The sequence below is a fragment of the Cupriavidus sp. 30B13 genome (assembly GCF_049059565.2).
Classification (GTDB): Bacteria; Pseudomonadota; Gammaproteobacteria; order Burkholderiales; family Burkholderiaceae; genus Cupriavidus.
In genome coordinates this window covers 3,233,095-3,253,531 of record NZ_CP188223.1, presented here as the reverse complement: position 1 = coordinate 3,253,531, position 20,437 = coordinate 3,233,095, and the positions used below count along the sequence as shown (strand labels likewise).

14 protein-coding genes are annotated in these 20,437 nt (G+C 69.0%); 7 read left to right on the top strand and 7 right to left on the bottom strand.

Going from position 1 to position 20,437, the window contains the following annotated elements; genetic code table 11:
• Positions 1-42: 42 nt before the first annotated feature.
• Positions 43-591, top strand: coding sequence for an outer membrane protein assembly factor BamE domain-containing protein (gene bamE, locus ACKI2N_RS14965; RefSeq protein WP_420993435.1), 549 nt, complete (start codon positions 43-45; stop codon positions 589-591).
• On the opposite strand, the gene ACKI2N_RS14960 is transcribed toward bamE, so the two are convergent.
• The 3 genes from ACKI2N_RS14960 to ACKI2N_RS14950 all read right to left on the bottom strand — a co-directional run bounded on the left by ACKI2N_RS14960 (position 592) and on the right by ACKI2N_RS14950 (position 5,635).
• On the bottom strand, positions 592-2,454 hold the full coding sequence (locus ACKI2N_RS14960) for a SulP family inorganic anion transporter (protein WP_420993434.1): 1,863 nt from the start codon (positions 2,452-2,454) through the stop codon (positions 592-594).
• Positions 2,455-2,599: 145 nt separating this feature from the next.
• Positions 2,600-4,678, bottom strand: coding sequence for a methionine--tRNA ligase (metG, locus tag ACKI2N_RS14955; RefSeq protein ID WP_420993433.1), 2,079 nt, complete (start codon positions 4,676-4,678; stop codon positions 2,600-2,602).
• A 324-nt stretch (positions 4,679-5,002) separates the two neighbouring features.
• Positions 5,003-5,635 carry an OmpA family protein gene (locus ACKI2N_RS14950; protein WP_420993432.1) on the bottom strand — a complete coding sequence of 211 codons (633 nt, stop codon included), beginning with the start codon at positions 5,633-5,635 and terminating at the stop codon, positions 5,003-5,005.
• 314 nt (positions 5,636-5,949) lie between these two features.
• Between ACKI2N_RS14950 and apbC the strand changes: the two genes are divergently transcribed.
• The 6 genes from apbC (at position 5,950) to ACKI2N_RS14920 (ending at position 12,880) form a co-directional block, all read left to right on the top strand.
• Positions 5,950-7,038, top strand: a complete 1,089-nt coding sequence (apbC, locus tag ACKI2N_RS14945) for an iron-sulfur cluster carrier protein ApbC (RefSeq protein WP_420993431.1) — start codon at positions 5,950-5,952, stop codon at positions 7,036-7,038.
• Positions 7,039-7,074: 36 nt separating this feature from the next.
• The gene (locus ACKI2N_RS14940) at positions 7,075-7,719 is read left to right on the top strand and encodes a TorD/DmsD family molecular chaperone (RefSeq protein ID WP_420993430.1); all 645 of its coding nucleotides are present in this window, start codon (positions 7,075-7,077) and stop codon (positions 7,717-7,719) included.
• Between the two features lie 147 nt (positions 7,720-7,866).
• Positions 7,867-8,394 (top strand): superoxide dismutase family protein, encoded by a 528-nt coding sequence (locus ACKI2N_RS14935; protein ID WP_420993429.1) that lies wholly within the window; start codon positions 7,867-7,869, stop codon positions 8,392-8,394.
• Between the two features lie 316 nt (positions 8,395-8,710).
• On the top strand, positions 8,711-9,277 hold the full coding sequence (gene dcd / locus ACKI2N_RS14930) for a dCTP deaminase (protein WP_420993428.1): 567 nt from the start codon (positions 8,711-8,713) through the stop codon (positions 9,275-9,277).
• Positions 9,278-9,431: 154 nt separating this feature from the next.
• Positions 9,432-11,705, top strand: coding sequence for an Orn/Lys/Arg decarboxylase N-terminal domain-containing protein (locus ACKI2N_RS14925; protein WP_420993427.1), 2,274 nt, complete (start codon positions 9,432-9,434; stop codon positions 11,703-11,705).
• A gap of 194 nt (positions 11,706-11,899) precedes the next feature.
• Positions 11,900-12,880 (top strand): quinone oxidoreductase family protein, encoded by a 981-nt coding sequence (locus ACKI2N_RS14920; RefSeq protein WP_420993426.1) that lies wholly within the window; start codon positions 11,900-11,902, stop codon positions 12,878-12,880.
• A gap of 297 nt (positions 12,881-13,177) precedes the next feature.
• Here ACKI2N_RS14920 and ACKI2N_RS14915 read toward each other — a convergent pair whose 3' ends face one another.
• The 4 genes from ACKI2N_RS14915 to ppc all read right to left on the bottom strand — a co-directional run bounded on the left by ACKI2N_RS14915 (position 13,178) and on the right by ppc (position 20,368).
• Entirely contained in the window at positions 13,178-14,911 is a 1,734-nt protein-coding gene (locus tag ACKI2N_RS14915; protein ID WP_420993425.1) for a TRAP transporter large permease, read from the bottom strand.
• Positions 14,908-15,450 (bottom strand): TRAP transporter small permease subunit, encoded by a 543-nt coding sequence (locus tag ACKI2N_RS14910; protein ID WP_420993424.1) that lies wholly within the window; start codon positions 15,448-15,450, stop codon positions 14,908-14,910. Before ACKI2N_RS14910 ends, ACKI2N_RS14915 begins: the two co-directional genes overlap by 4 nt.
• A 190-nt stretch (positions 15,451-15,640) precedes the next feature.
• Positions 15,641-17,050, bottom strand: a complete 1,410-nt coding sequence (argH, locus tag ACKI2N_RS14905; protein WP_420993423.1) for an argininosuccinate lyase — start codon at positions 17,048-17,050, stop codon at positions 15,641-15,643.
• A 270-nt stretch (positions 17,051-17,320) separates the two neighbouring features.
• Positions 17,321-20,368 carry a phosphoenolpyruvate carboxylase gene (gene ppc, locus ACKI2N_RS14900; RefSeq protein ID WP_420993422.1) on the bottom strand — a complete coding sequence of 1,016 codons (3,048 nt, stop codon included), beginning with the start codon at positions 20,366-20,368 and terminating at the stop codon, positions 17,321-17,323.
• Positions 20,369-20,437: the final 69 nt, after the last annotated feature.

Genomic DNA, 20,437 nt, shown 5'->3' with positions numbered 1-20,437 from the left:
CGCCTTTCCTCCACTCACGCGCCGTACCGGCGCCTTGCCGCCATGGGACTGATTTCCTCCGTGCTCGCCCTGTTCGGGTGCGACCAGCAGAAGGTCGACGAAGCCATGAAGAAGGCGGGCGAGGGCGCGCGTTCGGTGTGGAACGCCGTCAAGCCCGACAGCGAACTGTTCAAGGGCATCGTGATCGGCCAGTCGGGCGAGGAGGAGGTGCGGCGCCAGGCCGGGCGCCCGGAAATCGTGTGGGAAGAGGACAACGGCGCGCGCCGGCTCGAATACCCGCGCGGGCCCGAGGGGGCCACCACGTGGATGGTGACCATCGGCGCCGACGGCAAGGTCAGCGCCATCGAGCAGGTGCTGACCGCGCAGAATTTCGCGCGCGTGCGCGCCGGCATGAGCCGCGACGACATCCGCCGCCTGCTGGGCAAGCCCACCAAGGTGGAAGCGTTCGCGCTCAAGCAGGAGGAGGTGTGGGGCTACCGCTGGTGGGAAAGCTCGCAGGACAAGGCCTTCTTCAACGTGCACTTCGACGCCGCCGGCAAGGTGACCCACACCTCGCGCAGCGACGATCCGTCGAAGACGCAGGGCGGCTAGCTAGGCCGGCGGCGCGGCGGAGGCGGCCCCGGCCGCGGCTCCGGCATCGCGGGCATCCCGTTCGGCCACCAGCACGCCCGCGCGGGCGCAGGCCGCGGCCAGCGTGTCGCAATAGTTGGCCGGGCCCATCCGCTCCAGGAAGCCGGCGCGCCGCATCAGCGAGATCACCTGGGCGGCGGCATTGCACACCACCAGCGTGCCGCCGCGGCGCGCCAGCGTGCGGCGCAGCGCGTCGAGCGTGTCCAGCCCGGTGGTGTCCAGCGCCACCAGCTTGCCCACCTCCAGGATCAGCACCGCCGGCGCCGGCTGGCTGCGGTCGCGCGGGTCGATCAGCGCCTCCACCTTGTTGACCGCGCCGAAGAACAGCGCGCCGGTCATGCGGTAGGCCTGCACCTTGCCCGCCGGCAGCGCGCCGCCGGCCGCCGGCGGCAGCTCGGCCGGCGCGATCGCCTCGATCTGCGTCAGCGAAGCCATGCGGTAGATGAAGAACAGGCAGGCCAGCACCAGCCCCACCTGCACCGCCACGGTGAGGTCGAACACCACGGTCAGCGCGAAGGTGCCGAGCATGATGATGCGGTAGTTGTTGCTGAAGCGCTTCAGGTGCGCCAGCCCGAACACATGCCATTCGCCCATGTTCCACGCCACGTACAGCAGGATGGCGGCCAGCGTGGCGAGCGGGATGGCGCTGGCCAGCGGCGCCGCCGCCAGCATGATCAGCAGCAGCGTGGCGGCGTGGATGATGCCGGCGACCGGCGTGCGCCCGCCGCTGCGCACATTGGTGACGGTGCGGGCGATGGTGCCGGTGGCCGGTATTCCGCCGAAGAACGGCGTGACGATATTGGCGATGCCCTGCGCCATCAGTTCCTGGTTGGGGTCGTGGCGGTCGTCGATCAGGCTGTCGGCCACCCGCGCGCACAGCAGCGACTCGATGGCGCCGAGCAGGGCGATGGTCAGCGTGGGCGCCACCAGTTGCTGCACCAGCTGCCAGCTCAGGTGCGGCAGCGCGAACGGCGGCAGGCCCTGCGGGATGCCGCCGAAGCGCGTGCCGATGGTTTCCACCGGCAGGTGCAGCACCGCGTTGAGCGCGGTGGCCAGCACCAGCGCCACCACCGTGCCGGGCACCATCGACAGGATGCGGGCGCCGCGGCCCGGCGCGGATGGCGGGTCCGCCGGCGTGGCATGCCGGCGCCGCCCGGCCAGCAGGGCGAGACGGGACCAGCCCGCCACCACCGCCAGCGAGCCCAGCGCGAGCGCCACCGTGGGCCACGAGATGGTGGGCAGGGCCTGGCCCAGCACGCGCATCTGCGACAGGAAGTCGCCCGGCAGCTTGCCGGTGCGCAGGCCGAGGAAATCGCCGATCTGCGACACCATGATGAGCACCGCGATGCCGTTGGTGAAGCCGATCACGATGGCCACCGGGATGAAGCGCACCAGCGTGCCGAGCCGGAACAGCCCCATCGCGAACAGCAGCGCGCCGGCCAGGATGGTGGCGATCAGCAGGTTGGCCACGCCGTAGCGCGCCACGATGCCGTAGACGATGACGATGAAGGCGCCGGCGGGGCCGCCGATCTGCACCGGCGAGCCGCCCAGCGCGGCGATCAGGAAGCCGGCGATGATGGCGGTAAACAGGCCGGCCTGCGGCGGCAGGCCCGAGGCGATGGCAAAGGCCATCGCCAGCGGCAGCGCCACCACGCCCACGGTCAGGCCGGCGGCGAGGTCCTTGGCGAAGGTGGCGCGGTCGTAGCCGCGCAGGCTGTCGAGCAGGCGCGGGTGGAAGGCGGCGAGGGGGAAGGGCTGGCGCAGGCGAGGTCCGCTGCGCGGAGTGCCGGCGACGGGAGCGTGGCCGGGAACGCTGTCGGGCATGCCTGCGTACTCCATCAACGCCCTGTAGCGGGCAGGAATGCAGTATGGGCTTGCCGGCGCGGTGTCGTCAATCGCCCCGGCCGGCGGTCTGGCCGGGGCCGGGGCGGGCGGGGCCGGTGCGCAAGCGCTGCGCGCCGGCGCGCGCTCAGCGGATGCGCATGCCGGGCACGGCGCCCTCGTGCGGCTCCAGGATCCACAGGCCCGGCGTGGCCTTCTCGTCGGCGGCCGAGGCGGCCAGCACCATGCCTTCGGACAGGCCGAACTTCATCTTGCGCGGCGCCAGGTTGGCCACCATCACGGTGAGCTTGCCCACCAGCTGCTCCGGCGCGTAGGCCGACTGGATGCCGGAGAAGACGTTGCGGGTCTTGCCTTCGCCCACGTCCAGCGTCAGCTGCAGCAGCTTGCTGGAGCCCTCCACCTTCTGGCAGGCCACGATCTTGGCCACGCGCAGGTCCACCTTGGCGAAGTCGTCGATGGTGATGGTCTCGGCCACGGGCTCGATGGCGGCGGCGCCGGCATCGGCGCCGGCGGTACCCCCGGCCGGCGCGGCGGCTTGCAGCGAATCGCGGTTGGCGGCCAGCAGCGCGTCGACCTGCCTGGCGTCCACGCGCGTCATCAGGTGCGAATACGGCTGCACCGGGCGCGCCGCGCTCAGCTGCCGGTCGATCCCGCGCCAGTCGAGCGGCTCGATATTGAGGAAGCGCTCCACGCCGGCGGCCATCTGCGGCACCACCGGCTTGAGGTAGACGGTGAGCAGGCGGAACGCCTCGAGCGAGACCGAGCAGGCCGCGTGCAGGGCCGCGCGCTTGCTGTCGTCGCGCGCCAGTTCCCACGGCTTTTCGGTGTCGACGAAGGCGTTGACGCTGTCGGTCAGCTCCATCACCAGGCGCAGCGCCTTGCTGTACTCGCGGCTTTCATACAGCTGCGCGACCTGCGGCGCGGCCTCGCGCAGCTGCTTGAGCAGCGGGTGCGCCAGCGCGGCCTCGTCCACCACGCCGTCGAAGCGCTTGACCAGGAAGCCGGCCGCGCGGCTGGCGATATTGACGTACTTGCCGATCAGGTCGCTGTTCACGCGCGCGATGAAGTCCTCGAGGTTCAGGTCGAGGTCTTCCATGCTGGCGTTGAGCTTGGCGGCGAAGTAGTAGCGCAGCCATTCCGGGTTCATGCCGGTGTCGATGTAGCTCTGGGCGGTGATGAAGGTGCCGCGCGACTTGCTCATCTTGGCGCCGTCGACGGTCAGGAAGCCGTGGGCGAACACGTTGGTCGGCGTGCGATGGCCCGAGAAGCGCAGCATGGCCGGCCAGAACAGCGTGTGGAAATAGAGGATGTCCTTGCCGATGAAGTGATACTGCTCGGCGGTGGAGTGCGGGCCCACCCAGGCGTCGAAGTCGATGCCTTTCTTTTCGGCCAGGTTCTTGAAGCTGGCGTAGTAGCCGATCGGCGCGTCCAGCCACACATAGAAATACTTGCCCGGCGCGCCCGGGATCTCGAAGCCGAAGTAGGGCGCGTCGCGCGAGATGTCCCAGTCCGACAAGGTCGAGGCCTCGCCTTCGGCGCCCAGCCATTCCTGCATCTTGTTGGCGGCTTCGGGCTGGGCCAGGTCGGCCACCCACTCGCGCAGGAAGGTCTCGCAGCGCGGGTCGGACAGCTTGAAGAAGTAGTGGGCCGACGACTTGCGCACCGGCGTGGCGCCCGAGACCACCGAATACGGGTTCTTCAGGTCGGTGGGCGCGTAGGTGGTGCCGCACACCTCGCAGGAGTCGCCGTACTGGTCCTTGGCGCCGCACTTCGGGCATTCGCCCTTGATGAAGCGGTCCGGCAGGAACATGTTCTTGACCGGGTCGTAGAACTGCTCGACCTCGCGCTCGGCGATCAGGTCCTCGGCCTGCAGGGCCAGGTAGATCTTGTCGGAAAGCTGCTTGTTCTCGTCCGAATCGGTGCTGTAGTAGTTGTCGAACGACACCAGGAAGCTGTCGAAGTCGCGCTTGTGCTCGGTCCACACGCGGTCGATCAGCTGCTTGGGCGTGATCCCTTCCTTCTCGGCGCGCAGCATCACGGGCGTGCCGTGCGTGTCGTCCGCGCCCACGTAGTAGACCTCGTTGCCCATCATGCGCTGGAAGCGCACCCAGATGTCGGTCTGGATGTACTCCACCAGGTGGCCGATATGGATCTGGCCGTTGGCGTATGGCAGGGCAGATGTGACGAGGATGCGACGTGCGGTCATGGAGGAATTGCCGGTCAGGGGGTAAACGGGAAAGCGGGCGGCGCGCCGCCGCCGGAGGCGGGCGCGTGCCGCAGGATGGCTATTCTAGCAAGCGGGGCCGCCGGCGCGGGTGGCGCGCGGCGGCACGGACAGGGCGGCGCAGGGCAAGCGTCCACGTTGGTGACTTATGTGCCACTTGGCGGCGTGCGGACAAAAAAAGCGCCGGTCAGAGCCGGCGCAGCTTTCCACAACGGAAAAGGAGGAGAAATCAGGTACCGCCCGGGAGGTCAGTCACCCATCGCGAGCCAGCAACGGTGACAAGCGGTACCTGTTTCTATGACCGCGTCATCCTTGAATTGGTTTCAAAAAAATTTCGACGCGGCGATTTTGTGCCCGTCCCGCCTCGGTGGCGTTGTCGGCCACCGGCTGCGTCTGCCCTCGTCCCTCGGCCGACAAGCGGTTGCGCGCGACGCCGCGGTCACCCAGGTAGGTGGCCACGCTCTGCGCGCGGCGCTGCGACAATTGCATGTTGTAGCTGGGATTGCCGGTGCTGTCGGTATGGCCGACCACGGTGGCCGAGACGTCCTGGTGCTGGCCGAGGGTCTGCGCGACCTGGTCGAGCACCGCGCGGAACGACGGCTTGATGGTCGAGCTGTCCGTATCGAAGGTCACCTGGCTGGGGATGTTCACCTTCAGCGAGCCGTCCGGCTGCTCGGTGATCTGCGTGCCGGTGCCGGCCGTGTCCTTGTTCAGCTTGCCGCGGATCGCGTTCCAGTTGTAGCCGGTGGCCCCGCCCAGGGCGCCGCCCACCGCCGCGCCGACCAGCGTGCCGGTGGTGTTGCCGCCGATCAGGTTGCCCAGTCCGGCGCCGACCGCGGCACCCACGCCGGTGCCGACCGCGGTCTGGGTGCCTTGTTCGGTGGCGCAGCCGGCAGCGAGCACGGCGACGGTGGCGAGGCTGACGAGCTTGAGTTTCATGCTTTCTCCTTCAGGACGAATCTTGTTGGCTGGTTTTTTTTGACACGGTGCGCACGACACCGCTAGAAATAGCGCGGAAGGCACGTGAATACAAGTATCCGGCGGTATCTCGCGGAGCGGCGTTACTGGCGCACTACAATAAGGACATGATGCCGGGTGCACAAGCATGAGCCTGTGACAGTTGTAAGTGCGTGTAATTCCATGCGCCGCGCATGGGCTTGTCGTCCCCGCGCCACCCTCGGCCAGCGCCTGGCCCATACTTTGATACAGTACGCGCCTTCCCCATATCCACCCATCCAGCAGCGGAGATTGTCTTGAGCCTCACCACCGACCAGGTTACCGAAGTCCTGCGCACCGTGATCGACCCGAACACGGGCCGGGATCTGGTGTCCACCCGCTCGGCGCGCAACGTGCGCGTCGATGGCGGCGACGTGTCGCTGGAAGTGGAGCTGGGTTATCCCGGCAAGAGCCAGCTCGAGCCGATCCGCGAGGCGGTTTCTGCTGCGCTGCGGCAACTGCCGGGCGTGGCCAACCTGAGCGTGGCGGTCACCTCCAGGATCGTCTCGCACGCCGTGCAGCGCGGCGTCAAGCTGCTGCCCGGCGTCAAGAACGTGATCGCCGTGGCCTCCGGCAAGGGCGGCGTGGGCAAGTCCACCACCGCCGTCAACCTGGCCCTGGCGCTGTCCGCCGAGGGCGCGCGCGTGGGCATGCTGGACGCCGACATCTACGGCCCGAGCCTGCCGATGATGCTCGGCATCGAAGGCCGGCCCGAGTCGTCGGACGGCCAGACCATGGAGCCGCTCGAAGGCCACGGCCTGCAGGCCAATTCGATCGGTTTCCTGATCGAGCAGGACAACCCGATGGTGTGGCGCGGCCCGATGGTGACCTCGGCGCTGGAGCAGCTGCTGCGCCAGACCAACTGGCACGACCTCGACTACCTGATCGTCGACATGCCGCCGGGCACCGGCGACATCCAGCTCACGCTGTCGCAGAAGGTGCCGGTCACCGGCGCGGTGATCGTCACCACGCCGCAGGACATCGCGCTGCTGGACGCCAAGAAGGGCCTGAAGATGTTCGAGAAGGTGGGCATTCCCATCCTCGGCATCGTCGAGAACATGGCGGTCTACTGCTGCCCGAACTGCGGCCACGTCGAACATATCTTCGGCGAGGGCGGCGGCGAGAAGATGTGCGAGGACTACCACGTGGACCTGCTGGGCAGCCTGCCGCTGACCCGCTCGATCCGCGAGCAGGCCGACACCGGCCGCCCGACCGTGGTGGCCGATCCGGACAGCCCGGTGGCGGAGCTGTACCGGGCGATGGCGCGCAAGGTGGCGGTCAAGGTGGCCGACCGCGCGCGCGACATGACCAGCAAGTTCCCCAGCATCGTGGTGCAGAACACCTGACGGCCGCTGGCCTGACGGCCGCCACCTGACCGCCAGATGACAGACTTCCAGCCGATCCGGCTGATCCCGCCGGCGGCCGACGCCGCCATCGATGCCGCCGCGCGCGCCGAGGATGCGGCCCGCGCGGACCTGTACGGGCTGCTGGCCACGCTGTTCTACCGCGCGCCCGATGCCGTGCTGCTGCACCATATCGCCGCCAACCGCGCCCACGGCGACGACGCGGGGACGGCGCTGGGCGACGCGTGGAACGGCTTGTGCGACGCGGCATCCGGCACCGCCGCCGCCGACGCGGCGGGCGAATACCAGGCCTTGTTCGGCCGGGACGGCGCCGCGGCCGCCCCCGTCCCGCTCCAGGGCGGCGGCTATGCGCGGGGCTGCGCGCTGCCGGCGCTGCGCGGCGACCTGGCGCGCTATGGCCTGGTCAGGCGCGCCGGTGTCGGCGAGAGCGAGGATCACCTCGGCACGCTGTGCGAGGTGATGCGCGTGCTGATGGCGGGCGAGCAGGCCGGCGCCGGCGGCCCCGCCGAGCAGCGGCGCTTCTTCGCGCGCCACCTGCTGCCGTGGGCGGACGATTTCGGCGGCACCCTGGCCGCGCACCCGCGGGCTTGCTTCTATGCGCGCGTGGCGCGGCTCTTCGCGGCGTTCGTGGCGGTCGAAGCCAGCGCGCTCGGGCTGGCCTGAGCGCCCGGCCGGGCCACTGACCGTGCGCCCGGCCGCGCGCGCCCGCCGCTTGCCCGCCGGCGCGCGCCATCCCGCACCAAAGTCCCCCCAGCGCATCACATGGCAGCGGTACAATCAGCCGCACAACACCGTGAGAGGAGGTTCGGCATGAAGCATGTACGCGTACTTTTCGGTCTGGCGGTAGCGGGCGCCCTGGCCGGCTGCGGCAGCATGGGCATGGACGGCGGCGACAACGCCGTGGCCAGGCTCGACGCCAAGAGCGGCACCGCCACGCAAGGCACCGTGACCTTCACCCAGCGCGGCGACCGCGTGCTGGTCAAGGCCGACGTGACCGGGCTGCCCCCCAACACCGAACACGGCTTCCACGTGCACGAGAAGGGCGATTGCTCGAGCCCGGATGCCATGAGCGCCGGCGGCCATTTCAACCCGACCGGCAAGCCGCACGGCTCGATGTCGATGCCCGACCACCATGCCGGCGACATCAACAACCTGCGTGCCGACGCCAGCGGCCGCGCCCAGGCCAGCTTCGAGCTGACCGGCGTGACCGTGGCCCCCGGCCCCACCAGCGTGGTGGGCCGCGCGGTGGTGGTGCACAAGGACCCGGACGACTACCGCACCCAGCCGACCGGCAACTCCGGCGGGCGCGTCGCCTGCGGCGTCATCGCCAAGTCCTGACGCGCGGCGCGGGAGGCGCGGCGGGCCGCTGCGGCACCGCGCGGCCGCCTCCCGGCGCGCCTTGCGCGCACGCCGGCCGCAGCCGGTTTCCGGCCTCGCGCCTGCCCTGGCGGGCCGCGCCGCGCCGTCCGCGGCGGGCCGCCCCGTCCGCTGGCGGGAGCGCCGGCGATTGGTTGTACAATGCGGCCCATCGCGAGGCCCCGGCAGGTCCGGCGTGCCGTGAGCAAATGCGAGCAGCGTTCCCGCTGCCCGGCCAGGCAAGGCTGCCAGCCGGCCGGGCCCGAGCCTGCCCACATTTGTTCATCCCGGTACCCTTATGAGCATCAAATCCGACAAGTGGATCCGCCGCATGGCGGAACAGCACCGCATGATCGAGCCGTTCGCGCCCGGCCAGGTACGGGAGTCCGACGGCCGCAAGATCGTTTCGTACGGCACCTCGAGCTACGGTTACGACATCCGCTGCGCCGACGAATTCAAGATCTTCACCAATATCAACAGCACCATCGTCGATCCCAAGAACTTCGACGAGAAATCGTTCGTGGACTTCAAGGGCGATGTCTGCATCATCCCGCCCAATTCCTTCGCGCTGGCCCGCACGATGGAATATTTCCGCATCCCGCGCAGCGTGCTGACCATCTGCCTGGGCAAGAGCACCTACGCACGCTGCGGCATCATCGTCAACGTGACCCCGTTCGAGCCGGAGTGGGAGGGTTACGTCACGCTGGAGTTTTCCAACACCACGCCGCTGCCTGCCAAGATCTACGCCGGCGAGGGCTGCGCCCAGGTGCTGTTCTTCGAAAGCGACGAGATCTGCGAGACTTCCTATGCCGACCGCGGCGGGAAGTACCAGGGCCAGCACGGTGTCACACTGCCGAAGACCTGATCGCTTTACAATGCGCGCGTCGCGGCATGCGCCGGCTCCCGAGTGAGCGCCGGCGGGCCGCGCGCCAAACCCGAATGTCGAGCCACATGCCGCCCAGGGGAGTGCGTCCCCGGGCCATGTGGCTCAAGTCCTTCCTGCCGTCCAAGGATGCCCCATGAAATTCCGCTTTCCCGTCATCATCATCGATGAAGACTTCCGCTCCGAGAACATTTCCGGCTCGGGCATCCGTGCGCTAGCGCAGGCCATCGAGCAGGAAGGCATGGAGGTCATGGGCCTGACCAGCTATGGCGACCTGACCTCGTTCGCGCAGCAGTCCAGCCGCGCGTCCTCGTTCATCGTGTCGATCGACGACGACGAGTTCGTCAGCGAGGACGACCGCCCCGAGGCGGCCGCCATCGAGAAGCTGCGCGCCTTCGTCAACGAAGTGCGCCGCCGCAACACCGACCTGCCGATCTTCCTGTACGGCGAGACCCGCACCTCGCGCCATATCCCCAACGATATCCTGCGCGAGCTGCACGGCTTCATCCACATGTTCGAGGACACGCCGGAATTCGTGGCGCGCCACATCATCCGCGAGGCGCGGGTCTACCTCGATTCGCTGGCGCCGCCGTTCTTCAAGGCGCTGATCGCCTACGCGCAGGACAGCTCGTACTCGTGGCACTGCCCGGGCCACTCGGGCGGCGTGGCGTTCCTGAAGAGCCCGGTCGGCCAGGTGTTCCACCAGTTCTTCGGCGAGAACATGCTGCGCGCCGACGTCTGCAACGCGGTGGACGAGCTCGGCCAGCTGCTCGACCACACCGGCCCGGTGGCGGCCTCGGAGCGCAATGCCGCGCGCATCTTCAACTCCGACCACATGTACTTCGTCACCAACGGCACCTCCACCTCGAACAAGATGGTGTGGCATGCCAACGTGGCGCCGGGCGACATCGTGGTGGTGGACCGCAACTGCCACAAGTCGATCCTGCACGCGATCATGATGACCGGCGCGATTCCCGTGTTCCTGATGCCCACGCGCAACCACTACGGCATCATCGGCCCGATCCCGAAGAGCGAGTTCGACCCCGAGACCATCCGCCGCAAGATCGCCGCGCACCCGTTCGCCAGCCAGGCGAAGAACCAGAAGCCGCGCATCCTGACCATCACCCAGGGCACTTACGACGGCGTGCTGTACAACGCCGAGCAGATCAAGGAAATGCTGGCGACCGAGATCGACACGCTGCATTTCGACGAAGCCTGGCTGCCGCACGCGGCGTTCCACGAGTTCTATCGCGACATGCACGCGATCGGCAAAGACCGCCCGCGCAGCAAGGACGCGCTGGTGTTCGCCACGCAGTCCACGCACAAGCTGCTGGCCGGCCTGTCGCAGGCCTCGCAGATCCTCGTGCAGGACTCCGAGACGCGCAAGCTGGACCGCTACCGCTTCAACGAGGCGTACCTGATGCACACCTCGACCAGCCCGCAATACTCGATCATCGCCTCGTGCGACGTGGCCGCGGCGATGATGGAAGCGCCGGGCGGCACCGCGCTGGTGGAAGAAAGCATCCAGGAGGCGATCGACTTCCGCCGCGCCATGCGCAAGGTCGAGGGCGACTACGAAGCCGGCAACAACGGCGACTGGTGGTTCAAGGTGTGGGGCCCGGACGCGCTGGTCGAGGACGGCATCGGCGACCGCGAGGAATGGATGCTCAAGTCCAACGAGCGCTGGCACGGCTTCGGCGACCTCGCCGACGGCTTCAACCTGCTCGACCCCATCAAGGCCACCATCATCACCCCGGGCCTGGACGTGGACGGCGAGTTCAGCGAGCGCGGCATCCCGGCGGCCATCGTCACCAAGTACCTGGCCGAGCACGGCATCATCATCGAGAAGACCGGGCTGTACTCGTTCTTCATCATGTTCACCATCGGCATCACCAAGGGCCGCTGGAACTCGCTGGTGACCGAGCTGCAGCAGTTCAAGGACGACTACGACCAGAACCAGCCGCTGTGGCGCGTGCTGCCCGAGTTCGTGGCCAAGCACCCGCAGTACGAGCGCATGGGCCTGCGCGACCTGTGCGATGCCATCCACAGCGTCTACAAGGCCAACGACGTGGCGCGCGTGACCACCGAGATGTACCTGTCGGACATGGAGCCGGCGATGAAGCCTTCCGATGCCTGGGCCATGATGGCCCACCGCGAGATCGAGCGCGTGGCCGTGGACGAGCTGGAAGGCCGCGTCACCGCCATCCTGCTCACGCCTTACCCGCCGGGCATCCCGCTGCTGATCCCGGGCGAGCGCTTCAACCACATCATCGTGCAGTACCTGAAGTTCGCGCGCGACTTCAACAAGCTGTTCCCCGGCTTCGAAACCGACATCCACGGCCTGGTGGAGGAAGAAGTCGAAGGCGGCGGCAGGGCGTACTTCGTCGACTGCGTGAAGCAGAGCGGCTGAAGCCGCGCCGGACCGGCCAGACTGCCTTTGCCGGCACCCCCGGGGCCTCGCGCAAGCGAGGCCTTTTTCATTGCCCGCGCCCGCGTGCCTGCCCGGCAGCCTGCGCGGGAATGCGCTAGAGTGGCGCGTGAGCTGCGGCGGCACCTGGCGCGGCGCGGCATCGGCACGTGGAAATCCAATCTGACGGAGTGGAAATGGCTTCAGCGCGTAGGGTGGAATTGACAGAGTTCGGCGGCGTCGAGGTGATGCGGCTGGTAACGGCGGAGCTGCCGGCGCCGGCGGCGGGCGAGGTCCAGCTGCGCCAGACCGCCATCGGCTTCAACTACATCGATGTGTACCAGCGCGCGGGCAAGTATCCGCTGCCCAGCCCGACCGGCCTCGGCCACGAGGCCGCCGGCGTGGTCGAGGCGGTGGGCGAGGGCGTGGAGGGACTGCGCGAAGGCGATCGCGTGGTCTACATGAACGCCGGCATCGGCGCCTACGCCGACCGCCGCAACGTGGCCGCCGACAAGGTGGTGAAGCTGCCCGAGGGCATCGACGAGGTGGCCGCGGCGGCGGTCTTCTTCAAGGCCATGACCGCGCAGTACCTGGTGAAGAAGACCCATCGCGTGCAGCCCGGCGACATCGTGGTCGTGCATGCCGCCGCCGGCGGCGTGGGCCAGATCCTCAGCAGCTGGGCCAAGGCGCTCGGCGCCACGGTGATCGGCACGGCCGGCTCGCCGGCCAAGTGCGAAACCGCGCTGGCGGCCGGCTGCGATGTCGCCGTCGACTATGCGCAGGCGGACTGGGTACGGCAGGTGATCGACGCCACCGGCGGGCGCAAGGCGCGCGTGGTGTACGACTCGGTCGGCCAGCATACCTTCATGGGCTCGCTCGACTGCACCGCGCCGTTCGGGCTGGTGGCGCTGTACGGCGCGGCATCGGGCCCGGTGGCGGCGTTCGAGCCGGAACTGCTCAACAAGAAGGGCTGCCTGTTCCTGACCCGGCCCTCGGTGTTCCCGCACAACGCCGACACGCAGACCTTCCGCGCCAACGCGGCGGACGTGTTCCAGGCCATCGAACAAGGCGCGATCCGCGCCACCATCGGCGCGCGCTATCCGCTGGAGCAGGTCGCCGAGGCCCACCGCGCGGCCGAGGCGCGCGCCACCACCGGCGCGATCGTGCTGCTGCCCTGAGCGGCCTGGCGCGGCGGGTAAAGAAAAAGGTCCCGCGTGCGGGACCTTCGGACTGCCGGCAAAGCCAGCGTGCCGCTTGTGTTCTCCCCTCTCCCGCTTGCGGGAGAGGGGCGGGGGAGAGGGCCAGAGCTTCCACGAAGTGAGGGCTTTCGCCAAATGCGGGTGCCCGCCCTCTCCCCCGGCCCCTCTCCCATTTCATGGGAGAGGGGAGCAAACCTTCGGCAACCGGAGGCTTGCCTGCCATCTCAAGGCCCCGCCAGGCGGGGCCTTGAGATGGCAGGCCCACCGCCCGCCCGCTCACTTCTTCTTGTCGAACTCGAATTGCGGCGCGGCCGGCTCGTCCTGCGCCGGGGCCGACGGCAGCTCGAGCGTGCCGGCCCCGCCCGCCGGCGGCGCCGAGGCCCCGCCGCTGTCGCCGCCGCCGAGCGGGATCGACACCTCCGCCGCGTTGCTATGGTGCAGCGAGCCCTTGTCGAGGAACATGGTGACCATGCCCGGCCAGAACATCACCATCACCACCATGATGAGCTGCAGGCCGACCCAGGGCAGCGCGCCCCAGTAGATGTCCGAGCTCTTGACTTCCTTGGGGGCGATGCCGCGCAGGTAGAACAGCGCGAAGCCGAACGGCGGGTGCATGAACGAGGTCTGCATGTTCACGCACAGCATCACGCCGAACCACACCAGCGCCGCGGTGGCGGCCGCTTCGGGGTTGCCGCCCATCGAGTCGGCCACCACCGGCGCCAGCACCTTGACCGCGACCGGCGCCAGCATCGGCACCACGATGAAGGCGATCTCGAAGAAGTCGAGGAAGAACGCCAGGAAGAAGATGAACAGGTTGACCACCAGCAGGAAGCCGATCCAGCCGCCCGGCAGCGAGGTGAACATGTGCTCCACCCACGCGCCGCCGTCCACGCCCTGGAACACCACCGAGAAGCAGGTGGAGCCGATCAGGATGAACACCACCATGGCGGTGATGCGCGCCGTCGACTGGTACGCATCGACGATCAGCAGGCGCAGGCCGGTCAGTTGCCCCGCGCGCAGCAGCAGCCAGGCGATGACGAGGTAGACCACCGCCAGCGGAATGCGGAACAGGTGCGAGCCGAAGGCGAAGAAGCCGGCCACGATGGCGATGCCGGTGGCGGCGATGGCGATGCGGTAGAGCGTGCGGTCCAGCTTGCCGAAGCCGGGGTCGCGCAGCACCGCCAGCACCAGCGCGCCGACCGCGCCCATGGCGCCGGACTCGGTGGGGGTGGCGATGCCCAGCATGATGGTGCCCAGCACCAGGAAGATCAGCACCGCGCACGGCACGATGCCGCGCAGGCATTTGCGCCACAGCGCCCAGCCGTGCAGCGTGCGCTCTTCCTGCGGCACCGGCGGCAGCCAGTCGGGCTTGATGCGCGTGAGCACGAAGGTGTAGAGCGCGAACAGCGCGATCTGCACCACCGACGGGCCCCATGCGCCGAGGTACATGCTGCCCACGTCGGCGCTGCCGGCGGGCGTCTTGAGCTGGTCGGCCAGCACCACCAGCACCAGCGACGGCGGCACCAGCTGGGTGATGGTGCCCGAGGCCGCCAGCACGCCGGTGGCGTACTTCATGTTGTAGCGGTAGCGCATCATCACCGGCAGCGAGATCATCGCCATGGCGATCACCTGGGCCGCCACCGTGCCGGTGATGGCGCCGAGGATGAAGCCGACGATGATCACCGAATAGCCCAGGCCGCCGCGCACCGGGCCGAACAGCTGGCCCATCGAGTCGAGCATGTCCTCGGCCAGCCCGCACTTCTCCAGGATCGCGCCCATGAAGGTGAAGAACGGGATCGCCAGCAAGAGCTCGTTGGCCAGCACGCTGCCGAACACGCGGCTCGGCACCGCCTGCAGGAAGCTGACCGGGAAATAGCCCCACTCGATGGCGAGGAAGCCGAACGCGAGGCCGACCGCCGACAGCGAGAATGCGACCGGGAACCCGATCAGCATGAATACCACCAGGCCGCCGAACATGAGCGGCGGCATATATTCCAACGGAATCGTCATTGCACCGGCCTCTCGTATTTCGATTCGATGCGCACCAGGCCCTTGAGGGCGGCAATGCGCTTGATCAGCTCGGACACGCCTTGCAGGCCGAGCAGGGCGAAGCCGAGGGGCACCACCAGCTTGATCGGGTAACGCGGCAGGCCGCCGGAATTACCGGATTGCTCGAGAATGCGCCACGAGGGCAGGAACAGGGATTCCCACGACAGCCAGGCGAACAGCACGCACGACGGCAGCAGGAAGACGACGATGCCGAAGATGTCGATCCAGTGCTGCGCGCGCTCGGACACGTTGCCGTAGATCAGGTCCACGCGCACGTGCTCGTTGCGCTGGAAGGTGTATGACGCGCCGAACATCACGGCGATGGCGAACATGTACCACTGCAGTTCGAGCGGCCAGTTGTCGCTGAGGTTGAAGCCGTAACGCAGCAGGGCGTTGCCTGCGCTGATCAGGCACGACAGCAGGATCATGATGTTTGCAAGCCTGCCCGTGTGCTGATTCAACCTGTCGATCTGCCGTGACAGACCAAGCAAGTAATACATGGGTTGTCTCCCCCTGTTTTTGCGCCGATTAGTTTATCTGTAACAAAATGCATCGGCGCTTGGGGCTAATACCTACCGCATTGCGCAAATATCGGCGGCCAATAAAAAAGCCGCCGAGGGCATGCGCCCTGGCGGCTTTCCATCCGGTGCGGAGCTTACGTGAAACTTACGCCGGCGGCCTGCGTTTCGTTCAAAGCGCCGCGCGCGCGGCGGCGATCGCCGCACGCACCTGCGCCGGCGCGGTGCCGCCGATATGGTCGCGCGCCGCGACCGAGCCTTCCAGCGTCAGCACCGCATGCACGTCGTCGCCGATCAGCGCGGCCTTGTCGCCCAGGCCGGTGGCTTCGCGCAGCTCGGCCACGGTGAGGTCGGCCAGGTCGCAGCGGCGGTCGTCGCAGGCACGCACGGCGTGCGCCACGGCTTCGTGCGCGTCGCGGAACGGCAGGCCGCGCTTGACCAGGTAGTCGGCCAGGTCGGTGGCGGTGGCGTAGCCTTGCAGCGCGGCGGCGCGCATGTTCTCCGGCTTGACCGAGATGCCCGGCACCATGTCGGCGAAGATGCGCAGCGTGTCGGCCACGGTGTCCACCGTGTCGAACAGCGGTTCCTTGTCTTCCTGGTTGTCCTTGTTGTAGGCCAGCGGCTGGCCTTTCATCAGTGTCAGCAGGCCGACCAGGTGGCCGTTGACGCGGCCGGTCTTGCCGCGCGCCAGTTCCGGCACGTCCGGGTTCTTCTTCTGCGGCATGATCGAGCTGCCGGTGCAGAAGCGGTCGGCGATGTCGATGAAGCCCACGCGCGGGCTCATCCAGATCACCAGCTCCTCGGAGAAGCGCGAGATGTGGGTCATCACCAGCGCCGAGGCGGCGCAGAACTCGATGGCGAAGTCACGGTCGGACACGGCGTCCAGCGAGTTGCGGCACACGCCGTCGAAGCCCAGCTGCTGCGCCACGAACTCGCGGTCGATCGGGTAGCTGGTGCCGGCCAGCGCGGCGGCGCCCAGCGGCAGGCGGTTGACGCGGCGGCGGCAGTCGGCCATGCGCTCGGCGTCGCGCGTGAACATTTCCACGTAGGCCAGCAGGTGGTGGCCGAAGGTGACCGGCTGCGCTACCTGCAGGTGGGTGAAGCCCGGGAGGATGGTGTCGGCGTTCTTCTCGGCCAGGTCCAGCAGCGCGCCGCGCAGCGCGCCCAGCAGGCCGGTGATGGCGTCGATCTCGCTGCGCAGCCACAGGCGGATGTCGGTGGCCACCTGGTCGTTGCGCGAGCGCCCGGTGTGCAGGCGCTTGCCGGCGTCGCCGACCAGCGCGGTCAGGCGCGCCTCGATATTCAGGTGGACGTCTTCCAGGTCGAGCTTCCATTCGAAGCTGCCGGCCTCGATCTCGCCGCGGATCTGCGCCATGCCGCGCTCGATCTCGGCGCGGTCGGCCTCGGCGATGATTCCCTGCTTTGCCAGCATGGCGGCATGCGCGAGCGAGCCCTGGATGTCGAACAGCGCCAGGCGCTTGTCGAAGAACACCGACGCGGTGTAGCGCTTCACCAGGTCGGACATCGGTTCGGAGAAGCGGGCGGACCAGGCTTCGCCTTTCTTGGCAAGTTGGGAGGTCATGGGCGGTAAGGCTGGGTTGGCTCGCAGGCCGGCGGCGGCACCGCGGCGCGAGCGGGAAAATCGGGGAAACGGCGATTATATCGCTGCCGCCGCCTTCCCAGCCCGGCTTGTGGGCGGCGCCGGCGGCAGGCGGCGTGGAAGCCGGCGGCGCGCCCGCGCCGTCCGGCCCGCAGCGTCGCCGCGCCGGCTGCCGCTGCGGGTGATGCTCGCGGCACAATGCCGGCGTCCCCGGGGCCGCGGCGGTTCCCCGCGCGAGCCCCCGGGGCTGGCTCAGCCGCTGTTGCGCAGGCCCGCCGCCACCCCGTTGATGGTGAGGTGGATGCCGCGGCGCACGCGGATGTCGTCGCCGTCCTTGCCCGAGCGGTAGCGCTTGAGCAGCTCCACCTGCAAGTGATTGAGCGGGTCGAGGTAGGCGAAGCGGTTCTTGATCGAGCGCGCCAGCAGCGGGTTGTCGGCCAGGCGTTCCTGGCGCCCGGTGATCAGCGCCAGCATGTCGCAGGTCAGGTGCCACTCGGCGCTGATGCGCGCGAACACGGTCTTGCGCAGCGCCGCGTCCTCGCACAGCGCCGCGTAGCGCGAGGCTACCGCGAGGTCGGTCTTGGCCAGCACCATGTCCATGTTGGACAGCAGCGTGGAGAAGAACGGCCAGGACTTGACCATGCGCCGCAGCGTGGCCTGCACGGCCTTGCGCGCCTTGTCGTCCGGCGCCGCGTCCAGCACCGCCTTGACCGCGCTGCCGAAGCCGTACCAGCCCGGCAGCAGCAGCCGGCACTGGCCCCACGAGAAGCCCCACGGGATCGCCCGCAGGTCTTCGATGCGGCGGTGCTTCTTGTCCATCAGCTTGCGCGAGGCGGGGCGCGAGCCCAGGTTCAGGTCGGCGATCTCGGTGATCGGCGTGGTGGCGAAGAAGTAGTCCTTGAAGCCCGGCGTGTCGTAGACCAGGTCGCGGTAGGACGCGAAGGCGCGGTCCGAGAGCTGCTGCATCATCGCCTCGAACGCGGCCAGCTCCTTCGGCGCGTTCTGCGTGGGCAGCAGCGAGGCTTCCAGCGTGGCGGCGATCACCGTTTCCAGGTTGCGCCGGCCGATCTCGGCGTTGGCGAACTTGCTGTTGATGATCTCGCCCTGCTCGGTCAGCCGGATCTGCCCGTTGACCGTGCCCGGCGGCTGCGACAGGATGGCCTGGTAGGTCGGGCCGCCGCCGCGCCCGACCGTGCCGCCGCGGCCGTGGAACAGGCGCAGCTTCACGCGGCGCTGCTCGAACAGTTGCACCAGCGCCAGCTCGGCCTTGTAGAGTTCCCAGTTCGACGTCAGGAAGCCGCCGTCCTTGTTGGAGTCCGAATAGCCCAGCATCACTTCCTGCTCGCCGCCGTGGCCGGCGATCACCGAGGCGAAGCCCGGCAGCTCCAGCAGCGACTGCATGATGCCGGCGGCGTTGCGCAGGTCCTCGATGGTCTCGAACAGCGGGATCACCATCAGTTCCATGCGGGCCGGGTCGGCCTTGCTGCCCAGCGCGCCGCGCAGCATGCCGGCTTCCTTCTGCAGCAGCATCACCTCGACCAGGTCTGACAGCGTCTCGGTGTGCGAGATGATGTAGTTGCGCGCCACCCGCGCGCCGTAGCGCGCGCGCAGCTGGCGCGCTGTGTCCAGGATGGCCAGCTCGCTGCGGGTCTGCTCGGAGTAGGTATGCCAGGGCAGCGTCAGCAGGCGCGGCTGGCGCAGCTCGGCCAGCAGCAGCTCCAGCTTGCGCGCCTCGGGCAGGCCGGCGTAGTCGGCCTCCACGCCGGCGGCGGCGAACAGCTCGGCGATCACGGCTTCGTGCACGTCGGACACCTGGCGCATGTCGATCGACGCGAGGTGGAAGCCGAACACGGCGATGGCCTTGGCCAGCGCGTCGATGCGCGCGCGCGCGAGCGCCGCGCCGTGGTGGGCGCGCAGCGAGTCGATCACCACCTGCACGTCGGCGGCGAACGACTGCGCATCGGCGTACGGGGCGGCGTCGGCCACCGGGTGGCGCGGCGCGGCCTGGCCGTTGACGGCCAGGCAGGTGGCCGCCAGGCGCGCGTAGATGCCGATCAGCGCGCGGCGGTAGGGCTCGTCGGCGCGATGGTCGGAGTGGTCGGGCGAGGCGTCGGCCAGCGCCAGCAGTTCGGGGCTGGCTTCCACCATCAGGCTGGACATCGACAGCTCGGCGCCGAGCGCGTGCACCTCGTCCAGGTACCACTCCAGGATCAGCGAGGACTGCTTGCCCGCGGCCTGCTCCAGCGTGGCCGCGGTGACGTTCGGGTTGCCGTCGCGGTCGCCGCCGATCCACGAGCCCATCTGGAAGAAGGGCGCGAGCCGCGCGGGACCGGCCGCGGCCGCCGCGCCCTTGTGGCGGCGCGAGGCGGGGAACACCGCGGCGATGTCCTCCTCCAGCTCGCTCATCAGTTGCGGGATGCCGCGCAGGAAGCAGGTGCGGTAATAAGAGAGCGCGTTCTCGATCTCGTCCACCACCATCAGGCGGGTGTTGCGCAGCATGCGGGTCTGCCACAGCGTGGTGACGCGCGCGCGCAGCAGGGCGGTGTTCTGGTCGCGCTCGCGCGCGGTCATGGGCAGGTCGCGCTCGGCCAGCAGGCGGGCGATCTCACGCTCGGCATCCAGGATGCTCTTGCGCTGCACCTCGGTCGGGTGGGCGGTGAGCACCGGCACGATCAGCGCTTCGTCGAAGAACTCGCGCAGGGTCTTGCCCGACACGCCGGCGGCGTCGATGGCCTGCAGCGCGTGCGCCAGGCTGCCGGGCTGGGCCGGGGAGCCGGCCAGCGCGTGCACGCGGCGGCGGCGGTTGTGGTGCTGGTCCTCGGCGATATTGGCCAGGTGCGAGAAGTAGCTGAAGGCGCGCACCACCCAGTTGGTCTGGTCGCGCGACAGGCGCTTGAGCAGGCGGTCGAGCTCGGCGCCGGCGGCGCGGTCGTTCTCGCGGCGAAAGCGCACCGCGGTCTGGCGGATGGTCTCGACCAGCTCGAAGGCCGGTTCGCCTTCCTGCTCGCGCACGCAGTCGCCCAGCAGGCGGCCGAGGAAGCGGATGTCTTCGCGCAGCGGCAGGTCTTTGTCGCTGGCGCGCCGCGCCGGGGTGCCGGCGGCGGGCGCGGGTGCGGCCGGACGGCTCCTGGCGACATTCCTGGTGCTCTTGGCGGCCTTGGCGGGTCTGGCGCGGGGGGCGGGCGGGGTGGCGGGGGGGCTTGCGGGAGCCGCGGCCAGGGCCGTGGCGGCATCGGGGGCGTCGGCCCGGCTGGCGGTGGGCTTGCGCCGGCCGGCAGGGCGCGCAGCTTGCTGCGTCATGCAATCTCCTGTTGTCTCGTATCTCTTATTCGTGGCCTGGAGCGGCTTGGGGTGCGTGCTAACATGCGC